The following is an 18,925-nucleotide window of genomic DNA, read 5'->3' as shown; positions in this document are numbered from 1 at the left end:
CTTCGACGGCCATCACCGGCTGGACAGAAGCTCAGCAAGCGTCCGAACCATGACACCTGTCGCACCTTTGGACTCCCAGCCGCGGGCTGCTCTCAGCCAAGAGGTGCCTGCTATATCGAGATGAACCCAAGGAAGATTCTCGGCGAAAGCTCCAATGAACAAGCCGCCTGTTATCGTACCACCGTGACGGCCGCCGCTATTCTTCAAGTCGGCTGCGTCGCTGTCCAGCTGCTTCCGGTATTCCGGATACGAAGGGAACGGCCAGATCCGTTCACCCGACGTGCGGCCTGCGCGTATGACTTCCTGCAGCAGCAGTTCATCGTTCGTGACGGCTCCCGTCGCCACGTTGCCCAGCGCGACTTCCACCGCACCGGTCAGCGTCGCGATATCGATCAGCCGTGTTGCGCCGCGGCGAATGGCAGTCGTCAGCGCATCGGCAAGTACCAGTCTGCCCTCTGCATCGGTATTGACGACCTCAACCGTACGCCCGCTCATCGTGACGATAACATCGCCTGGCTTCAAGGCACGGTCGGACGGCATGTTCTCCGCTGCGGCAATGACGGCAAGCACATTAATCTTCGGTTTCAATTCGCCGATTATGCGCATCGCTCCGAGCACCGCTGCAGCGCCGCCCATATCTCCGATCATTTCTTCCATGCCATCGGCACGCTTGAGCGAGATGCCGCCCGTATCGAACGTAATCCCTTTGCCGATTACGCCCCACACATCTTCACTGTCCGGCGCTCCTTCATAATGAAGCACGATCATTCGCGGCGGATGCGCGCTGCCTTTGCCGACGCCGATCAGACCGCCCATTCCCATGTCGATAGCCGTGAACTCATCGATGATCTCGACGTCGAATCCATAGCGGTGTCCGATCTCCTCCGCATACTCCGCCAGCCCTTCCGGAATAAGCTCGTTGCCTGGCATGTTCGTCAAATCACGCGCGAACAGAGCACCTTCGGCAAACAGCTCGCCGCGTTTCATCCCGGCTTCCCAACGTGCGCCAGCCGCATCACCGCCGCCTGCTTGCGCCTCCGGAACGAATCGGACATCAAGCTGCTCCGCCTCTTTGTCATGCTCGCGTTTCCGCTTAGGACGCTCATACCAGCCGAGCATCAATCCTTCGGCGAACGATTGCGCCGCCCGTTCCGTTGAACAGTCTGCGTTGCCGCTAAGTACGCCGGATGGCAGCAGCACCTGTGCGGAGCGTGCTTTCAGCCTTCTCAGCGCCTTCGCTGCGGCAGCGCCTGCTTCGCGCAGCTCGTCGGCCGTTACGCCGCCGTATCCGACGAACAGCGCTTGTGCGCCAGGGTGTAGCCCGAGCGTAGCGACCGCTTCCTTCTGGCCCCGCTCCCCTTTGAACAGCCCTTTCGCATAGAGTCTTCTAAGCTCGGCGTCTACCTGCGGGTGAATCCACACAGCGCCTCCTTGCTCCTTCAACTCTTCGCGCGTAATCAGCTTTACAGCAGCATCTGCTTCACCGCTGCCAGCCGTACCATATGTAAACTGAAATTTCATCATGCAATCATCCTTTCTTCCTCCCGAATACAAAAAAAAGAACCGGGGTATGCCTAGTGCCTACCCCGATTCTATAGCTTTATCCGATCAATGGCAAATGGATCTTGAATGCCGTCCCTTCCTCAGGAACGCTGTCCACGGCGATCGAGCCGCCGTGATTGCGTATAATCCGGTAGCTGACAGACAGTCCCAGTCCCGTGCCGGCTTCCTTCGTTGTGAAGAACGGATCGAACAGCCGGCTGAGCGTCGAACGGTCCATTCCTTTGCCGTTATCCCGAATCGTAATCTCCGCATTGTTAGCCGTGCGCCGCACGACAATATCGATTCGTCCGTTGCGCTTGTTGCTTATATCTGCGATAGCATCCAATGAGTTCTTCATAATATTGAGCATCACTTGCTTCACCTGCTTAACGTCAATCGACACAAGCATCGATTCTTCGTACGATTCCAGCTGAATGAGAGAGCCGCGCATGAGCGCTTCGCTCTCGGTCAACAGAATGACCTCCTTAAGCAGTGAGGTGATGGAAATTTGCTGCTTCATCGGCGCCGTCGGCTTGGATGAGTTCAGAAACTCATAAATAATATCGTTTGCCCGGTCGATCTCCGCCACGATAATTCGTGCATATTCATCCTTGCCCAACTGAACCAAGTGAGGGCGAAGCAATTGAATGAACCCGCGTATCGACGTCAACGGATTGCGGATTTCGTGCGCGATTGCCGCTGCGATCTTGCCGAGCATCGCCAGCTTATCGTTCTGGTAAGCGGTCTGCTCGATCGCCTTGAAATCCGAAACATCCTTCACGCTGACGAGGAAATGCCCCTCCAGCTTATCGCCGTACGTCACCGTCGTTAGAAAATGGCGGCCTGTCGTATCCTCGAATTCGAAATAAATGTTTCTTCTAGCGATCGTACCTTTGTATACGCGAAGAATCATCTTGCGCGTACTCCGCTTCATCTTCGGATGGCGCAGCAGTTGAATCAGCGTGCAGCCAACCAGCATGGAGCGCTGGACGTCCAGCATTCTCGCCAGCATAATATTAACGAATGTCAAAGTCCCATTCTCGTCGAACAAAGCAATTCCGGAATCCAAATGCTGAAGTATTTTCTCAAAATGCTCCTTCACACGCTTGGATGAATTACGGGAATGGTACAGCATTTCCCTCATTTCCGTCATTTGTTGTTCAGTTGCCTTCTCGAGTTCGCTTCGGAAACGGTATGCAACCATCAGCTCGGTCAGAAAGTTATAAGCGCGGCTGTGCAATCCTCTCAAATCTTCGTGCTCCACGTTCAAGGCAAGCGTCTGCGTGCATTCGGCGTGAAGGCCGACAATTTCTTCTGGATGTACGTCTCCCAGCATCTTACCAAGCAGTGTTGCCTGGTACAAGGAAGCCTCGCTCTCGCTGCGAATGTATTCGGCAAGCGCAGACAAATAGCGCCGACGAATTTCTTGCATAACTTATTCCTCCCCGGCAGCAAGAACAGACAGAACGGGCAGTCTATCATAGGATCGGGAAGGTGACAGCCACTTGCGATACGAAATGGTCGTACCTCTGATCATGTCTTGATGGATCTCAATGTCATCCACCCAGCTCAGCATCCAATCCGAATCCAGATGACTCCTCCCTGACGAATGATCGTACAGTCGAACTTCTATTCCCATCTCGATTTTGTTACGGTGAATGGTCTTGATGATCATATGACCCTGAGACGGCGCTTCTAATAGCTGGGCAGCCATTTCCGATATGGTGAAAGTGATCCGCGTCTGTTCGACTGCCGAGAATCCGACGCTTCTGGCCAGCTCCCGCCCTCGTTGCCTCGCATGTATTGCGTCCGTCGGCTTGTTCATGAGGAACATGTCCACCTCTGCACCGCCTCCGATCCTTCTGCCCCCTGCATGAAGGCAGACTAAGGGCCAACTCCTGTAACTTGTACTCATATGATGGATGATACTGTAATCGTTGTCAATCAGAGATCCTGTCGAAAAACAGTGGAAAACCGCGTATGAATATCCAATTATCGAAAACGTTTTATATTTCACAAAATAAGGCGGTGTTCACCCTGCTATGGATATTCGCCGCCTTAAGATTACACCGTTGTTAGTCCTTATCTCTTCCTTTGCTGCCATTGTTTCCTTTATTACCGTTGTTTCCTTTATTACCGTTGTTTCCTTTATTACCGTCTTCTTTGCCGTTGCCGCGGCCCTGGTTATCATCGTTGTCATCATCACGGCCTTGGTTCGAGCTTCCGCTGCCTTTGTTGTCTCCGCCATCGCCGAAACCGGAGCTCCCGCTCCGGTTCTCGTCTTGTTTATCCTTCGGCTCGCCGACGCTTCCACGGCCGCCAGTCCAAGTGCTTCCGCCGCTTGATCCGCTGTTGCTGGGATTGCCATTGTTGGATTGATTATTGCTTGATTTGCCGGTATCCGATTTGCCGCCGCTCGATTGGCTAATGTTGTCGCTTTTCTTACCGCTGTTTCCGTTATCCTCATTCTTGCCGTTGTTCTCGTTCTTGCTGCCGTTATTTTTCTTATCGCCGCCGTTCCACCCGCTCCAACTGCTGCCGCCGCTACTCTTCGAACCGTTATTGTCCGAGTCGCCGCGGCCGCCCGTCAGCTTATTGCCAGTGGAACCGTTCGATTTGCCGGCGTTCTGCGAACCGTTCGGTTTAGAGCGGCCATTGTCCTTCGGGCCGTTGTCCTTCGGGCTCTGATCTTTCCCCTTGCCGCTATTCTGCTTGCCGTCATCATTACGGTTGCTCTTCTCTCGCTCAAGCAGCTCCTTCAGCTTTTCCTTCTCCCATTTGCGCTTCTCTTCCACATGTTTCGTTCTGTTTTTCTGTGTCTTATCCTCATTGGAAGCAGGTGCTTCATCCTTCGGCTTAACCGTATCGTCAGCCGCTTCAGTCGATGCGGGCTTTGCGGGCTTAGCCGGCTTTGCCGGAACGACCGACTTCAAGCCGCCAACGGGCTCGGTCCACTCATGAATCGATTGCGTCTTAAGCGTATCCAGCTTCACATCCGGGTTCTTGCTCTTCGCAAGCAAATACACCGCCATTTTGCCTGTCGATACGCCTTGCTTGGAAGCCTCTTCCCGCACCTCCTGCGGGGCAGACAGCATCGTGACATGGTCCAGGTCCGCCAACTGCTTCGACACCGCAACGCGAATTTCGGATTCCAGTTCCGCCTCGAATTGATCCGGGTCCTTCGTCTCGCCATCCAAGACGACGCTGGCGATAACGATGTCTTGATCCTCGCCCGTTGAGAAAGTAGCACTCTTAGAAGCTCTAAGCACGATTTCGGCTGCGACATCGGCCGCCTTCTCCCCTTTGAAGACTAGCCCGTCCACAATCTGCTCGCCTTCCGCATTCAACCCGCGGAGCTCCTTCACTTCCTCTTCGTCGCCGATTCCCATCTCCACACTCGGGTTCACGTCAAGCGTCACATAGGCGACGATGGGGTCTGCTTTCGTATCGGGCACGAGAACAAAAGGGAATAAGAGCAGCATGACAAGCGCTGCAGAAGCGAATGTCCACGCCTTGCGCCGGTTTACGCGCCGCCTCGGCAATAACGCGATTTCGTCGCCAATATCGGCAACTTGCTGGCCTGTTCGCGGCACTTTTCGGAACTCGCCGCTTGATGTAAGAACAATATAATGCTTCGTAGCCACTTCCATGACGATTCCTTTGCCGCTCACAGTTTCACCTCCCTTGATGCACTCGAATAATAGGTCGTTTCTGGCGCCTGCGTAATATAAGCTCGTATGTATGGATAATCGCCCCTGTACAATAACGCAAGGGCAATGATATATTTGCGGTTTCGTTCGATCGTCTTGCGCGATACGCCTGCCTCTTCTGCCAATTCGGTAACGGGCAGCCTTCCCTTCTCTATGATCGCATCGTAGTACTTCGATTGCTCCGCCGCCATTCGGCCGATCTGAAACAGCATCCGGCGTGTATCCGCATGCTTAGGCGCTTGGTCAGCGAGTTCAGTGAATGAGATGCCCAGTTTCTTCAGCCTCGCCGAGAACTCCATAATTTCGTGTTTCCGGTCATCCTTCTCCCGGTTAAGGTCATGCCTCTCCATCGCTTGACTCGTCTCGATCGGATTAGTAATCGACTGATCTTCATCCTCCCGGTCGAACGAGCTGTACGGCACCGATTGGTTATGCCGCTGTTCCTTCCGCACGTAATCGATCAGACGGCGCCGGATAACCGTCTCTGCGAAGCCGAGGAACGAACGCCCCGCAGTCGGAGAGTAGCCGTCAATCGCTTCATTAAATGCAAGAAGGGCGATACTATATTCGTCATCCTGCGCCGGATTGACATACCGTTTGCAAAAACCGCTTGTTACTTTGAGGATGAAAGGCTCATAACTGGCAATAAACTCGCTTCTGGCCTGTTCATCGCCTTCCCTAATTCGCATAACGGTTTGCTCTGGCGTATTATTCGGATGATTTGAGCTGCTTAATTTGTTTATGAACCGTTTAAATAGTACGAGCAGCAACCGTTGTCACCTCACTTACATCGTTCGTATCTGTTGCATATAATTGGGGGGTCTTCATCGCGCCGAGAAATAAAAAAACCTCCGCATCCGGAGGCTCGTTCATAAGCAATCATCCTAGGACGTCAGCCGTTGACGCAGCTTCGTACGCCTCGTGCTCAACACGCTTAGCCGCTTCTTCAGGTTGCCTTCCCACTCTGCATCGCCAATCTGCTTGGCTAGGACAAGCAAATCAAGCGCCATATCGATTTGACTCATGACAACATCCAGCGGATCCTCATACTCATTGTTCACGCAATTCTCGAACAACACTTTCGGATCTTTCTCTACGTAATCTTGAAAGTCAATTTCGGTCGCGCCATCGCCATGTGCGAACTCCGCCAAAATGTCGTACTCATTCTCAATTAAATGATGAACTTCGATTCGCTGGCATACCGGACAGAATAAGATGGGGACGTTATGAATATGCGTTCGAAAATGCTGGAGCGTCCCTTTCGCGCCGATCATGCTTGCTCCACAGCAGTAACTCATCGACATACACCTCTTTACCTGATTAGCGGCTTGTAAACCGCTTACCCGATATGCATACAATTCAAACTTCTTATTACAGTATTCGCTCCCTCTCTACGAAATTCCTGCCAATTGCCCATATCCAATACTAACCATTCAACTAATGGGCAGCAGCACAGAGAAGGAGGCGACACGATGTTCATAAGGAACTCCTATCCGTCTAGGCTGTCTCTTCTTTCTGTTCCAAAATAAACGTTTTGCCGTTTAAGCTAAATTTGTACCTGTAGGTCTTGTCCCCCTCTGTTGACTCAAGCACGAGTTTGCCTTTATCGATGTACGGTTCCACTTGAGGAACTTGACTGAACTGGTCATAGTCATTATCGCCCACACGGAATGAGACTTGATAAGCGCCCTTCTCGCCAAGGAGATAAAAATAGATGGCATCTGCACGACAAGTGTTCTTAACAGGCTGGAAATAGAACAAGTCTGCGCCGTCCCAATCTAACTTTTGAATCTCTCGCGGTTCCGTGTTGCTGGAGACGATGGTTGCATCCTGCCAGTACCCAACTTCCTGCTCTTCTCCTTCGCCGTTCTTGAACACAACATAATAGTCGCTCATAAAGGAATAGTCCTTTTCCCCTCCCATGCACGAAGGAGCTCCAAGAGGTTGAGTCACTTCATCCTCTGATGGAATGATAAGAAGCTCGCCATACTTTCCTTTCCCGGCCGCACGGTCCCAGCTCGCTGTGGTTGCGGCCTTCCCTGTGGCCGAAGGGAGACTGGTATTCGTTTCAGGAACAGAAGGAGCCGGTGAAGAATGGCCTCTCCCGCACGCAGATAATGCACTTGCGAGTATGATAAGCACACACAGACGTCTCACAACCATTCGCCTCCTTCGAAAATAAAGAAATACATTGCTACCGCATAGTTTCCTTCTCAATCGTATATGACGAACTTTCCCCGATTTAGTTGCATGCCTCATAGCGTATAGCATAAAAAAAGCATCGCCCCCAAAGGGGCAATGCTCGTATAGCGTTACGATTTCGTATCAAGCGTCTTATCGCCCGGCTTCCAGTTAATCGGGCAAAGCCCGCCGGATTGAAGGGCTTGCAGAACGCGGAACGTTTCTTCAACGCTGCGTCCTACATGGTTATGGTTCACAACCTGGTACACGATTTCGCTTTCCGGATTGATGATGAACAGGCCGCGCAGCGCGATGCCCTCTTCGTCAATCAGTACTGCGTAATCGCGTGCAACGCTCTTCGTTATGTCCGAAGCGAGCGGGAAGTTCAGCTTGCCAAGACCGTTATCGTTCTTATCGGCGCGAATCCAAGCGCGATGGCTATGGATGCTGTCCGTGCTGACGCCGAGCACATCCGTGTTCAGCTCTTGGAACTTGGCGTAAGCTTCGCTAAGCGCCGTAATTTCCGTCGGACATACGAACGTGAAATCAAGCGGATAGAAGAAGAATACGAGCCATTTGCCTTTGTAGTCGGACAGGGACGCTTTACCGAAATGTTCTCCGTCGCCTAACGCAGTCTCCATGTTGAAGTCTGGAGCAGGACGGCCTACCAAACGTTCGGCCATAGGTCTGAACCTCCCAGCAGCTCGATTACTTGCTCATTGCAGCGACGATCAGGTCGCCCATTGCCGTCGTGCCGATCGCTTTGCTCTTATCGACAGCGATGTCGCCCGTGCGGTGGCCTGCATCGAGAACCGATTTAACCGCATCTTCGATCACTTGCGCCGCTTCGTGGTAGCCGAACGTCAGGCGGAACATGAGCGCTACGGACAGAATCGTCGCGATTGGGTTGGAGATGCCTTGGCCAGCGATGTCAGGAGCCGAGCCGTGTACCGGCTCGTACAGGCCGAAGCTGCCTTCGCCCATCGATGCGGATTGCAGCATGCCGATCGAGCCCGTCAGCATTGCTGCTTCGTCGCTCAGAATGTCGCCGAACATGTTCTCCGTTACGATAACGTCGAAGCTCGACGGACGGCGAAGCAGCTGCATTGCGCAGTTGTCGACCAGTACGTGCTCAAGCTCAACGTCCGGATATTCAGGAGCGATACGGATTACAACTTCACGCCACAGGCGGGACGTCTCGAGTACGTTCGCTTTGTCGACGGAAGCAAGCTTCTTGCGGCGCGTTTGAGCGATTTCGAACGCTTGGCGTACGATGCGCTCAACTTCTTGTACATTATATACGCAAGTATCAACCGCTTCTTGACCGTTCTCGCCTTCGCGGCGGAACTTCTCGCCGAAGTAGATGCCGCCCGTCAGCTCGCGCACAACGATCAGATCCGTGCCTTCGAGTACTTCCGGTTTCAGCGTCGAAGCATCCATCAAGCAATCGAATACGTTAGCTGGGCGGATGTTGGAGAACAGGCCGAGCGCTTTACGAATGCCGAGCAGACCCGTTTCTGGACGAAGCTCTTTCGGGTTGCTGTCCCATTTAGGACCGCCAACTGCGCCGAGCAGTACAGCGTCTGCCTTTTGGCAAATTTCAAGCGTTTCTTGCGGAAGCGGCGTACCTTTCTCATCGATTGCGATACCGCCGAACAGGCCATGTTCGAATTCGAACTGGTAGCCGAACAGCTCTTCCGTTTTCTTAAGCACTTTAAGCGCTTCGCCGACAACCTCTGGACCGATGCCGTCGCCAGCGAGTACCGCGATTTTTTTCACGTCTGCCATAATAATGATTGCACTCCTCTTCTTATGCGCGATAATTTCTCAAACTAATATCAGTTGTATCATAAAATCGGACGCTCCGCAAAGATATAAAAGCTATCGCGTCTATAGTTTGAGCCTATTGTGTCTCCCACCTAAATCCTTAAGGACTTTTTCCACCCACCCAAACCCTCCCTGGAAGGGAGGGCCCCAGAGGACTCGCGCCCTCTGGACTCCCCTAAACTGGGTTTAGCTAGTGTCGATCGTGTCCTCGCTTCCCATCCCTCCCGGGACCCGCTTCCTGTTTCACGTTTCTAGCATCGTTCCTCTCGTCCGCAACCGATTCGATGCCCCTCCCGCCATTCGTGCCAATGCTCGCTTGCCGTCCCTCTCGGGACCCGCTTCTCTTTTGGCGCTCCCCACCCTAATGCTCCGCCCCGGTTCCCGGGCTCCGCATACGCACATACATACACATACCACTGGTGCCCCGGTTTAGGCTCTGCTTGGCACCAGATCGTAGTGATTGGTTACTTTAACGAATCGTACGAACGCTATTTCGCATGCATTAGCTACTTTCAAATTCTAACGAACTCAAGCGGCGCTATTTCGCGCTTTTTACCGCATAATGAGCGACTTTGGACGTAATAACGCTGGCTGAGTTCGTTAGATTCTCGAAACGGACGATTTCGAGTGAATAAGACTTGTACGATTCGTTACAGTTTTCAAAATAAAAACAGCAGCTGACGAAGACTTTACCAGTCTTCGTCAGCTGCTATAAACTGCTATAATGCGAGGGCAACCGCACTATTTCTTCGTACCCGTCAGACGGATTTCCTTCGCCTTGGCGTTCCATTCGACCTTGTAGCCCGTCAGCTCGGATATATTTCGGATAGGCAGCATGACTGTATTGTCTATGACTTTCGAAACCGTAATTTCAACGTCTTTCCCGTCTACGTTCACGATATTGGACGGCGGTTTATGTTTAATCGTTCTTCCGTTAACGACAGCGGTAACGGTTTGCGTTTTGTTGTTCCATTTTACTGTTGCGCCAATGATCTCGAATATTTCTCTCATGGGGATATACACGCGGGAGTCGATGACAATCAGCTTCGTTTCAAGATCGATCTTTTTGCCGTTCAATCGCAGCGCCCCATCGTAAAACTTCAGTATCGGATAATCATGTTCTTCTGCAATCTTATCAAAAGAAAGATCCGACGTCGTGAGAATGGCTTTCGTTCCGATCTCAATTTGCGGGAACAGCCAGTGGATGTCGTCATTATACATGCGAATGCAACCGGAACTGACATACTTGCCGATCGATTTGCTGTTGTTATTACCGTGAATCGCATAAGTCGTTCCGTAGGTTCCATTCACCTCTAGCCCCATCCATCGATCGCCGAGAGGATTGCGAGGATCGCCGCCAGCAATTTTCTCCTTGTAGTAGGGCCGGTCTTTAATTTTGTTCACGATTTTGAAGCTGCCTTCAGGAGTTAGCTTGCTCGTTCTGCCCGTTGCAACGGGAAATGTCTTAATCAACTCACCGTTGTCATAAAAAGCCAACTTGTTCGTCTTCTTGTTCACAATGATCAACTGATGATGCTCTTCCTCCGCGAACGCGCTGGTTATAAATATAAGATTACATATTAGCGCCAATACGACAAAAACAATACCCGCTCTTACACCGTACCGTTTCAGGACGAGCCAACCTCCTGTTCATATATTGAAATCTGAATCAATATATGAAGCAGATAAGTGGTTCCTGAACTACAACTTCGTACATATCGCAACTAAATTGATGTAGTCCCGATCTATATCTCCGCGGATTGCGGGAATCTTAGTATCGGGCGCGTCGTGTGATTATCAATTGTCCTCCTCACATGCTCCTCATCTTGCTCCAAGTCTTCAGCCGGCAGCGGCAATAGGATATCGACCTCTAATCCTTCACCTGGCGCCGTACGCAAAACCGTCTCACCTTCTAGTCCAGACACCCTCTCCCGAATGCCAGTCAGCCCCATATGGTCAAAAGTCTGCTGCAATCGTTCCATCTCGATACCGATTCCGTTATCCTTGTAACAATAACGAACGCTCCGCCCTTCATCATGGAGCTGCAAATGGATATGCGTCGCCTTCGAATGCTTCATTCCGTTGCGCAGCAGCTCTTGCGTAATTCGATAAACTGCCAGCACGTATTCATCATCAAGCTCCGCGCCAAAATCTTGATGGTCGAACGTAACCGTGAAGTTCGCATTTAACTGCGCATACGCAATTAAATTTTCAATAGCTTGGATGATACCCATCTCCTGCAAGAACGGCGGCCTAAGCTCATTACACGTTTCGCGGATCTGATGGACGACATCGAGTAAGCCTTCACTAATTTCATTCAAGTTCGTACGGGTATTCGCCGACAGCTCATCATCGTCGTTCACGAGCATTTCCAGCTTGCGGTACCACACCAGCTGATCCTGAAGGGCTGAATCATGAAGATCGTTGGCTAGCTTGCGTCTCTCTTGCTCCGATAACCGGAACAACAGGCGTAGAACCCACGGCGGAGCTTCTTCTCTCTTCAAATCAAGATCCTGTACAAGTCCCTCAATAAGCTGAAGGTTCTGGTACACAAACCCGACGTGAGTGATCATCGTGCGCAGCCACATTTTCTCGTCATGATTAAACTCCGTATGATTGACCTTGTCGCCGATCCATACCAAATGCTGCGTTCCGCGGCCTTGACCGATCTTATAACAGATCCCTTTCGTCAGCTTCCGCCCTACCCCAACTCTTACACTCGACCAATTATGTTGTAGTTGCGCATGCAGTTCTTCGAATGGGACGTTGCCGTGTGTTCGTTTTAACTTCATCGCTTGCTCTTCTTCCATGCCGCAGTCAATGAATCCGACCGAATCAATCGGCAGCAAATCGAGCAATTCCTTCTGTAAACATTGCTCCAGCTCGCTTACCTTCATTACATCGGACACCCTATTAGAGAAGCACTCCAAGCTTTGCTCGAACTCGTGCGCACCTTTAATGACCTTATTGCGAAGTTTGCGATCCAATATTTCTCTAACATATAGGAAGAGAATACTTACAGCGTACGTCACTACAAACATCCGGCCCCACACGATAGGTCGAATCGAAGTATCAATGAAGACAAGTTCAAATCCACCTAGGAATAACAAGGTCGGCAAGAAGGCAATGATCACATAATATCGCAGTCTGTTTATAATAAACTCGATATCGAACAATTGGTTAGAAACAAGGAGATACAAATAAGTTACTGGCAAAAATAATAAACACAATGCAGCTACGCCACCGCTCACTATGAACTTTCCTACTAAGAACACAGGCAATAGGCTTAGACTAATAAATGGCAAGAATGCAGCGATATTGCCGATCATCATATATTTCATTAAAGCTTGTTGCGAGGAATTACGATACTTCATGTACATTCGGACTTGAACTAGCATTGCGAATAGAGTCCCAGCAATAAATATACCAATTCCTTGGTATTTAATAAATAATGGCGTACTTCGAACACTAGTGATACCGAGAACGTAGAGCAAATAAAAAATATTCCACGCTACAACCGTACCATATCCAATATAAACAACTCGTTTGTGAACCGAAACAATCCCTATTTTGCTAAAGTAACTTCTTACGAAATGAAGAAACAATACAGGTGATAATGTCAGTGCGAGCTCGAAAACTATAGCTGAGACATTGTCCCCGACCGTATTTCCGTATGCCGATAAATAGCCAACGGATACTGACATTAAAAACAATATTAACAATGAAACCGAGATATCATCTGGCTTCTTGTACGCAATAAACAAAGAGATGTTTAGCATCAATACGAATAAAGCCATAGGAATAATGTAATGGTTCCACTGGATGGGTCTTTCGGACATATCCGAGAAATCGAATTCCATAGTGCTCCCATCTCTCATTACCGTAATACTTGTCGCATTATCAATTTTGAGACTCGCAACTTGTCTCTTCCATTCAACCGGCTGATGATCTACTTGAGTTATAATATCCCCTAGCGAAATTCCTTCCTGTGCACCCCAAGCTTCTTTTTCCACTGAGGCTACAATCCACTCACCATTCACTTCGTTTAATCTAATACCCATGTATGGAATACTAAAATACAGCAGTGTGCTCCATCCTGCAATAACTAGTGTTAGCACTAAGAACATCCAATTTCTATATTTCATGTTAATCACAGATTATAGACTCCTTAAAAAACCGGCACCGATTTATCGTTGCCGGTTTAATCTTTCTTTCCTATTCACCAATCCAGAAATTACCTGCACGAACCTGCTCTTTAGCCGTTTCCTGGCCTTTCAAAATATCAATCATAGCTTGCTGCTGATTCATATTAACACCTGCGAATGCTACATTACCTTGTGCAAACTGAGTCCTCATTCCGTGGTTTTGTTTCAATTGTGCTATCAGTTCTTTAAGCACCGTCATTACCACCTTTTATATAATATGTAATTTTCAACTCTTGTCCCCAGTATAGCATTGGTACTACCTCGCTGCATCGCAATACACTTTGCGTTATACCGCAGAAACCATTGCGGTCTGGATACAGACACCTATCTTATCCTAGGTATTGGAAATATAACGTATTTGAGGCTGTGCCTAACATAAAGCGCTTACACACGAAACCGCAATCACTCCGCATATATCCGCCACTAGGACTGCGTATAATGCCTGCCTCGCTTCATCCTGCTTCCATCTGCCCAGCCCAAGTCCGTACTTAGCACTCCCTTACTATGAATAAAGACTGTTATGTCATGCTTGTATTGCCCTACCGCAATCACTCTTTCGTAACAGTACGATGCGACATATAAGCAAATAGCCCTCTCCACACGTTATCGTGAGAAAGCTGAATGAGGCCACACCAACGCATGAAAAGTAACCAATTAAAGGAATAATTCAAAAACTGAAACTTGAAATGACCTATACACTTGAAGGGTTACAATTTGAAATTTGCAGCATTTCAACGTTCATATCTAAACTTACACCTATACAAACATTATCAAAGTGGCGAGCAAAGAAACGCAGGGCAATACTGTTCTTTAAATCATCATTTAACTTCCATCCAGTGGGTAAGATAGCAAGTGTTCCATTAGCCAAAAAAGTGTTTTCAATAAACCATATCAAATCACTAGCAACGATGTTCCCATACCCATCCATCTCGGCATTTATTAATTGAAACCACTGCAGCTTCATAGGAAAATGATCACTTTTAGAAATGCCGCTCCTATACAGATCCCTTACCAGCGGGCTAACAGTTTGTTTTCGAACCAAATCCTCCAACCGTTTTTGTGAGCCGGCTTTTAACTGAGATAAAATAACTTGTTCAATGCTTTCTTGTACATAGACTGCTTGAACTTTATCGAAGTGCGGTGCAAGGTCCTGAAGGATCACGTCATAGGCATTCTTATTTTTCACAGGAATTTGTATCTGAGTGTTGTCATCTACTGGAGCAATCATAAATTGACCAATCTCAGTAAGATAATCTGCGTTGCAAGAGTGGACTGTCTCTATACTGAACTCTGGTTGTTCAAGCGCTGTATTTGAGCAGAACATATAATTATCCATTTGCTTTAACCAGTTCATTCATTATTTCTCCTTTCTCTTTCCCATACAACTCCACACGAACATCATAACAAATGAATATCCTCAGTTCCTTTCAGGGAGGGACGGTTTGGGCAGGCAGGATGCTGTAACGAATCGTATTCGCCTTATTCACTCTGATTTCACTGTTTTGAGAATCTAACGAACCCATCAAGCGTTATTTCATCCGAAACCAATCATTTTGAAGTAACACGTACGCAATAACGTCTCTGGAGTTCGTTAGAACTGGAATATTGCCAAAATGCGCGATATAGCGTTCATACGATTCGTTAGCGGAGCCGGGAGCCGGAGTGAACTTCTAAGCGCGGAGCCCGCGAATCGGGGCGAAGCATCCAAGCTGGGGAGCACTTAAAGTTAAGCGGGTCCCGCAGGGACGGAAAGCGAGGGTAAGCACGTATGATGGGAGGGGCAACGAGTAGGGGGCAGACGGCGAACTGAACCTAGATACGTACGCAAAAGAGCGTGCCCCGCAAGGGGTGGAAAGCGAGGTCACGCTCGACACTAGCAAAAAACTGCTTAGGGGAGTCCAGAGGGCGCGAGTTCTCTGGGGCCCTCCCTTCCAGGGAGGGTTTGGGTGGGTGGAAAAAGCCCTTGAGGGTTGGGGTGAATTAAAAAGGGGGTGTCCAGAGGGCGCAGCCCTCGGTAGGTTCCTAGAACAATCCCATATGCTTTGCCTTCTCCGCCGCCTCCTTACTGCTGACGACGCCGAGCTTCCGTAGGATGTTGCCGACATGATTTTTCACCGTGCGGATAGACAGGAACGACTTCTCCGCGATTTGCGACTGGCTGTTGCCGTCATAAATCATCGACAGCACTTGCACCTCCGCTGGCGTCACTTGACGCTTGAACCGGTCAACCTCAAACTCTCTTTCGACCGTACGCAACCGCCGGAGTTCCTCCAGCACAAGCTTGGCTGCCGAGGCGTCGATATCGGAACGGTCAGCAGCCGCTTGGCGCACCGCCGCTGGTATCGCCGTAAAATCCGACTTGACGATGTAGTTGACCGCGCCTGCACGCAGTGCCTCGGATACGAATCCGCCATCCTCCATCGAGGTGAGCATGATGATCCTCGCCTGTGACTGCCTCGATAGCTGTTCTGCCAGCCTCAGCCCCGCCGGACTGTCCGCCATCATAATATCGAGCAAAATAACCGATGGCTGCGAGCTGTCGCACAGCGCGGCCGTCTGATCCGGATCGCCCGTATCAGCAACAACCGCCATATCCGGCTCCGCGTTCAAATAAGACGCCAACCCGCGCCTCCAATCGTCATCATCCTCGACGAGCATAACGCGTATCGCCGGTTGCTTTTGATCCATCGATCCCCACTCCTTGTCCCTTCGTTCTAACTGCATTTCTGCGCGGTGCCGGAAAAACCAGCGTCACGACTGTTCCCTGCCCCAGTTCGCTTCGAATCCGAAGCTCTCCGCCTTGCCGGCTCATAAGCTGGCTGCAATAAGCCAAGCCAAGACCGAAATTCATTGATTTGCCGCTCTTCGTCGTAAAGAACGGTTCCGTTACTTTGTGCAAATGATGCTTCTCAATGCCGCACCCGGTATCTCTAATCTCGATAATAGAGCCTCGTTTGCCCCCAGTTAAAGATATCGTCAATTCCCCGCCCCGCGGCATCGCTTCAAGCGCGTTATTGATTACATTATGCAGCGCTTCCTGCGTCTGAGCCGCGTCAGCGAGCACCTCTATAGCCGCCGTATCACCGGCATTCAGCACGACTGCTACACCTGTTGCTTCCGCAGCAGGCTGAATGACAGCCGCCTGTGCGCGTACAAGCTGAGCCAGATCAATACGTTCGGCCCGAAGCACAAGCTCCTGCGTCCGTTCATGAACGCTGCGAATCATTGCCTCGATATGCTCCACAGATCGTGTAATAACTGCGGTGTCCGCTTGCATTCCGCCCGATTCGTCGCCAGAAGAACGGCTTATTTTATCTGCGAACAGCTTGATCTTGGCAATATCATTCTTAATCGCATGGTTCAACATCGCTGTTCCGCTCGTGATTGCACGCATCGAGTAGTCAAGTTTGCGCCGCTCGATCATGAGCTGGACGCCTAGAAATCCGTATTTGAACAGTGCAATTATGAATATTAAAAAGGCGATAGGTATCGACCATACATTGTATTGCCACAACCGGTATACGCCGAACAACGGCATCGTATAGTTCATGGCCAGCGCGAACAGCACTGCAGGCACCACCGCAGCCGTAACGGTCAAATGCGCCTTCCATTCCGCCGGATGCCCCGCTCGCTTGGTTACAATTAATCCCGTTCCAATCAGCATATAAGGAATGGCCCAACAGCCGAGCGGCAGGTAGGCAACCGGATAACCGCCGTCGATCGGCAGCGCCAGCATGATGAGTACCGGTATCAATGCCGCCCAAGGCATCCACTTCCCCAGCTTCACTGGAAGCGCATTGCCATGATAACTTACCGCGAAAAGCAAATAGCCGTATGGAAGCCCATAGTAGCTCGTCCAAGAACAGAGCCGTTGGATATGGCGCAGCATCTCAGCCGTATCGTACGAGGACGGATCTGCATCATAAGCTGTAATCCAGCCGTCCATGACGGAAGCTAGTGCACCGCTGCCGCCGCTGAACGCGACCAGTCCAAGCCAGCGAAATACCGGACTTCTCCGGTTAACCAGCAGCAATAACAACGCGGCAAGCCACAATACTGCCCAGACGACGACCATGCTGATCTTCCTCTCTAATCGTTCATGCCATTAACAGTCTATCCCATTATAGCATGATAAAGGACGACCTCTCTTTAAAACTCCATAAAATTGCGCCGCCTTAATCGGTGAACAGCCAACAAAAAAATCCCGAACCATGGGAGCCCAGCAGACATCTGTATAAGATGCCTGCTGTACGGCCTTCCATGACCGGGATTTTGAAGTTAAAGCTTATGATGATACCTTAATCAAAAATTACTTCTTGATCCAGTGCATCAATTCACGCAGTTGTCCGCCGACTTGCTCGATCGGATGCTCTGCTTCGCGGCGGCGAGTAGCCGTCATCATCGCTTTGTTCGATTGGTTCTCGAGGATGAAGTCGCGTGCGAAACGGCCGGATTGGATGTCGTCCAGAACCGCTTTCATCGCTTTCTTCGTGTCTTCCGTTACGACGCGCGGGCCTGTAACGTAGTCGCCGTATTCAGCCGTGTTCGAGATGGAGTCGCGCATCGAAGCCATGCCGCCTTCATACATCATGTCGACGATCAGCTTCAGCTCGTGCAAGCACTCGAAGTAAGCCATTTCTGGAGCGTAGCCTGCTTCAACGAGCGTTTCGAAGCCTGCTTTAACGAGTGCCGTAGCACCGCCGCACAGTACAGCTTGCTCACCGAACAGATCCGTTTCCGTCTCTTCGCGGAACGACGTTTCGATAACGCCGGCACGCGTACAACCGATGCCTTTAGCATAAGCGAGGCCGATTGCTTTTGCATTGCCCGTAGCGTCTTGCTCGATAGCGATCAAGCCAGGAACGCCGAAGCCTTCAACGTACGTACGACGAACCATGTGGCCCGGCGATTTAGGAGCAACCAGCAATACGTCCGTATCTTTGTTAGGTACGATTTGGCCGTAGTGAACGTTGAAGCCGTGGGAGAACATGAGCGCTGCGCCTTTTTTGAGGTTAGGCTCGATTTCTTCTTTATATACTTTCGCTTGCGTTTCGTCAGGCATAAGGATTTGAACAACGTCAGCTACTTTAACTGCTTCCGCAACGTTCAATACTTCGAAGCCGTCGTTCTTAGCTTTGTCAGCCGATTTACCAGGGCGCAGGCCGATGATAACTTTCAGGCCGCTGTCGCGAAGGTTTTGTGCTTGCGCGTGGCCTTGGGAGCCGTAGCCGATAACTGCAATCGTTTTGCCTGCGAGAACGCTTTGGTCTGCATCTTTTTCATAGTACAACGTAACTGCCATTAGAAAATGCCTCCTTTAAATTGAACCCTCATTGAGCGGGTGTTTAAACAGAGAAGCGAACGTGTGAGCCGCACGGACTCCAGTCGAATTCCCGGCTTAAACACCCGCCCAATGCGGGCTGTTGTTCCTGTGTATTTGCTGCGGCTGCTTGTCCGCAA

16 protein-coding genes and 1 pseudogene are annotated in these 18,925 nt (G+C 50.4%); all 17 read right to left on the bottom strand.

Translation table 11 applies throughout. The features are described from left to right. Positions 1–12: 12 nt before the first annotated feature. The 17 genes and pseudogenes from PKO01S_RS07355 to ilvC all read right to left on the bottom strand — a co-directional run bounded on the left by PKO01S_RS07355 (position 13) and on the right by ilvC (position 18,767). Positions 13–1,524: a leucyl aminopeptidase gene (locus tag PKO01S_RS07355; protein ID WP_246070479.1), complete on the bottom strand. Its 1,512-nt coding sequence runs from the start codon at positions 1,522–1,524 to the stop codon at positions 13–15. A 76-nt stretch (positions 1,525–1,600) separates the two neighbouring features. Next, positions 1,601–2,974, bottom strand: a complete 1,374-nt coding sequence (locus PKO01S_RS07350) for an ATP-binding protein (RefSeq protein WP_127530666.1) — start codon at positions 2,972–2,974, stop codon at positions 1,601–1,603. A 3-nt stretch (positions 2,975–2,977) separates the two neighbouring features. Next, positions 2,978–3,367 (bottom strand): ATP-binding protein, encoded by a 390-nt coding sequence (locus PKO01S_RS07345; protein ID WP_127530665.1) that lies wholly within the window; start codon positions 3,365–3,367, stop codon positions 2,978–2,980. 250 nt (positions 3,368–3,617) lie between these two features. Then, positions 3,618–5,213, bottom strand: coding sequence for an anti-sigma factor domain-containing protein (locus PKO01S_RS07340; RefSeq protein WP_127530664.1), 1,596 nt, complete (start codon positions 5,211–5,213; stop codon positions 3,618–3,620). Further along, positions 5,210–5,941, bottom strand: coding sequence for an RNA polymerase sigma factor SigI (sigI, locus tag PKO01S_RS07335; RefSeq protein ID WP_307719825.1), 732 nt, complete (start codon positions 5,939–5,941; stop codon positions 5,210–5,212). Before sigI ends, PKO01S_RS07340 begins: the two co-directional genes overlap by 4 nt. 195 nt (positions 5,942–6,136) lie before the next feature. Beyond that, positions 6,137–6,550, bottom strand: coding sequence for a hypothetical protein (locus PKO01S_RS07330; protein WP_127530662.1), 414 nt, complete (start codon positions 6,548–6,550; stop codon positions 6,137–6,139). 199 nt (positions 6,551–6,749) lie between these two features. After that, on the bottom strand, positions 6,750–7,409 hold the full coding sequence (locus PKO01S_RS07325) for a hypothetical protein (protein ID WP_127530661.1): 660 nt from the start codon (positions 7,407–7,409) through the stop codon (positions 6,750–6,752). A 155-nt stretch (positions 7,410–7,564) separates the two neighbouring features. Then, positions 7,565–8,116 carry a peroxiredoxin gene (locus PKO01S_RS07320; RefSeq protein WP_127530660.1) on the bottom strand — a complete coding sequence of 184 codons (552 nt, stop codon included), beginning with the start codon at positions 8,114–8,116 and terminating at the stop codon, positions 7,565–7,567. Between the two features lie 25 nt (positions 8,117–8,141). Further along, positions 8,142–9,221, bottom strand: coding sequence for a 3-isopropylmalate dehydrogenase (gene leuB, locus PKO01S_RS07315; protein WP_127530659.1), 1,080 nt, complete (start codon positions 9,219–9,221; stop codon positions 8,142–8,144). Between the two features lie 780 nt (positions 9,222–10,001). Next, on the bottom strand, positions 10,002–10,778 hold the full coding sequence (locus tag PKO01S_RS29300) for a L,D-transpeptidase family protein (protein ID WP_246070482.1): 777 nt from the start codon (positions 10,776–10,778) through the stop codon (positions 10,002–10,004). Positions 10,779–11,005: 227 nt separating this feature from the next. Then, a complete protein-coding gene (locus tag PKO01S_RS29295; RefSeq protein WP_246070481.1) occupies positions 11,006–12,157 on the bottom strand; it encodes a sensor histidine kinase in 1,152 nt (383 codons plus the stop codon). Between the two features lie 963 nt (positions 12,158–13,120). Next, positions 13,121–13,321 (bottom strand): annotated as a pseudogene (locus PKO01S_RS29290) (PDZ domain-containing protein); the annotation flags it as partial. Between the two features lie 154 nt (positions 13,322–13,475). Continuing rightward, a complete protein-coding gene (comX, locus tag PKO01S_RS07300) occupies positions 13,476–13,658 on the bottom strand; it encodes a competence pheromone ComX (protein WP_127530657.1) in 183 nt (60 codons plus the stop codon). Positions 13,659–14,156: 498 nt separating this feature from the next. Further along, positions 14,157–14,819 carry a hypothetical protein gene (locus PKO01S_RS07295; protein ID WP_127530656.1) on the bottom strand — a complete coding sequence of 221 codons (663 nt, stop codon included), beginning with the start codon at positions 14,817–14,819 and terminating at the stop codon, positions 14,157–14,159. 668 nt (positions 14,820–15,487) lie between these two features. Next, positions 15,488–16,153 carry a response regulator transcription factor gene (locus PKO01S_RS07290; RefSeq protein ID WP_127530655.1) on the bottom strand — a complete coding sequence of 222 codons (666 nt, stop codon included), beginning with the start codon at positions 16,151–16,153 and terminating at the stop codon, positions 15,488–15,490. Continuing rightward, a complete protein-coding gene (locus PKO01S_RS07285) occupies positions 16,107–17,540 on the bottom strand; it encodes a sensor histidine kinase (RefSeq protein WP_127530654.1) in 1,434 nt (477 codons plus the stop codon). Before PKO01S_RS07285 ends, PKO01S_RS07290 begins: the two co-directional genes overlap by 47 nt. Positions 17,541–17,774: 234 nt before the next feature. Beyond that, a complete protein-coding gene (gene ilvC / locus PKO01S_RS07280; protein WP_127530653.1) occupies positions 17,775–18,767 on the bottom strand; it encodes a ketol-acid reductoisomerase in 993 nt (330 codons plus the stop codon). Positions 18,768–18,925: the final 158 nt, after the last annotated feature.

The organism is Paenibacillus kobensis NBRC 15729, assembly GCF_004000825.1.
Classification (GTDB): Bacteria; Bacillota; Bacilli; order Paenibacillales; family Paenibacillaceae; genus Paenibacillus_T; species Paenibacillus_T kobensis.
This window is presented reverse-complemented; position numbering and strand designations above follow the sequence as displayed.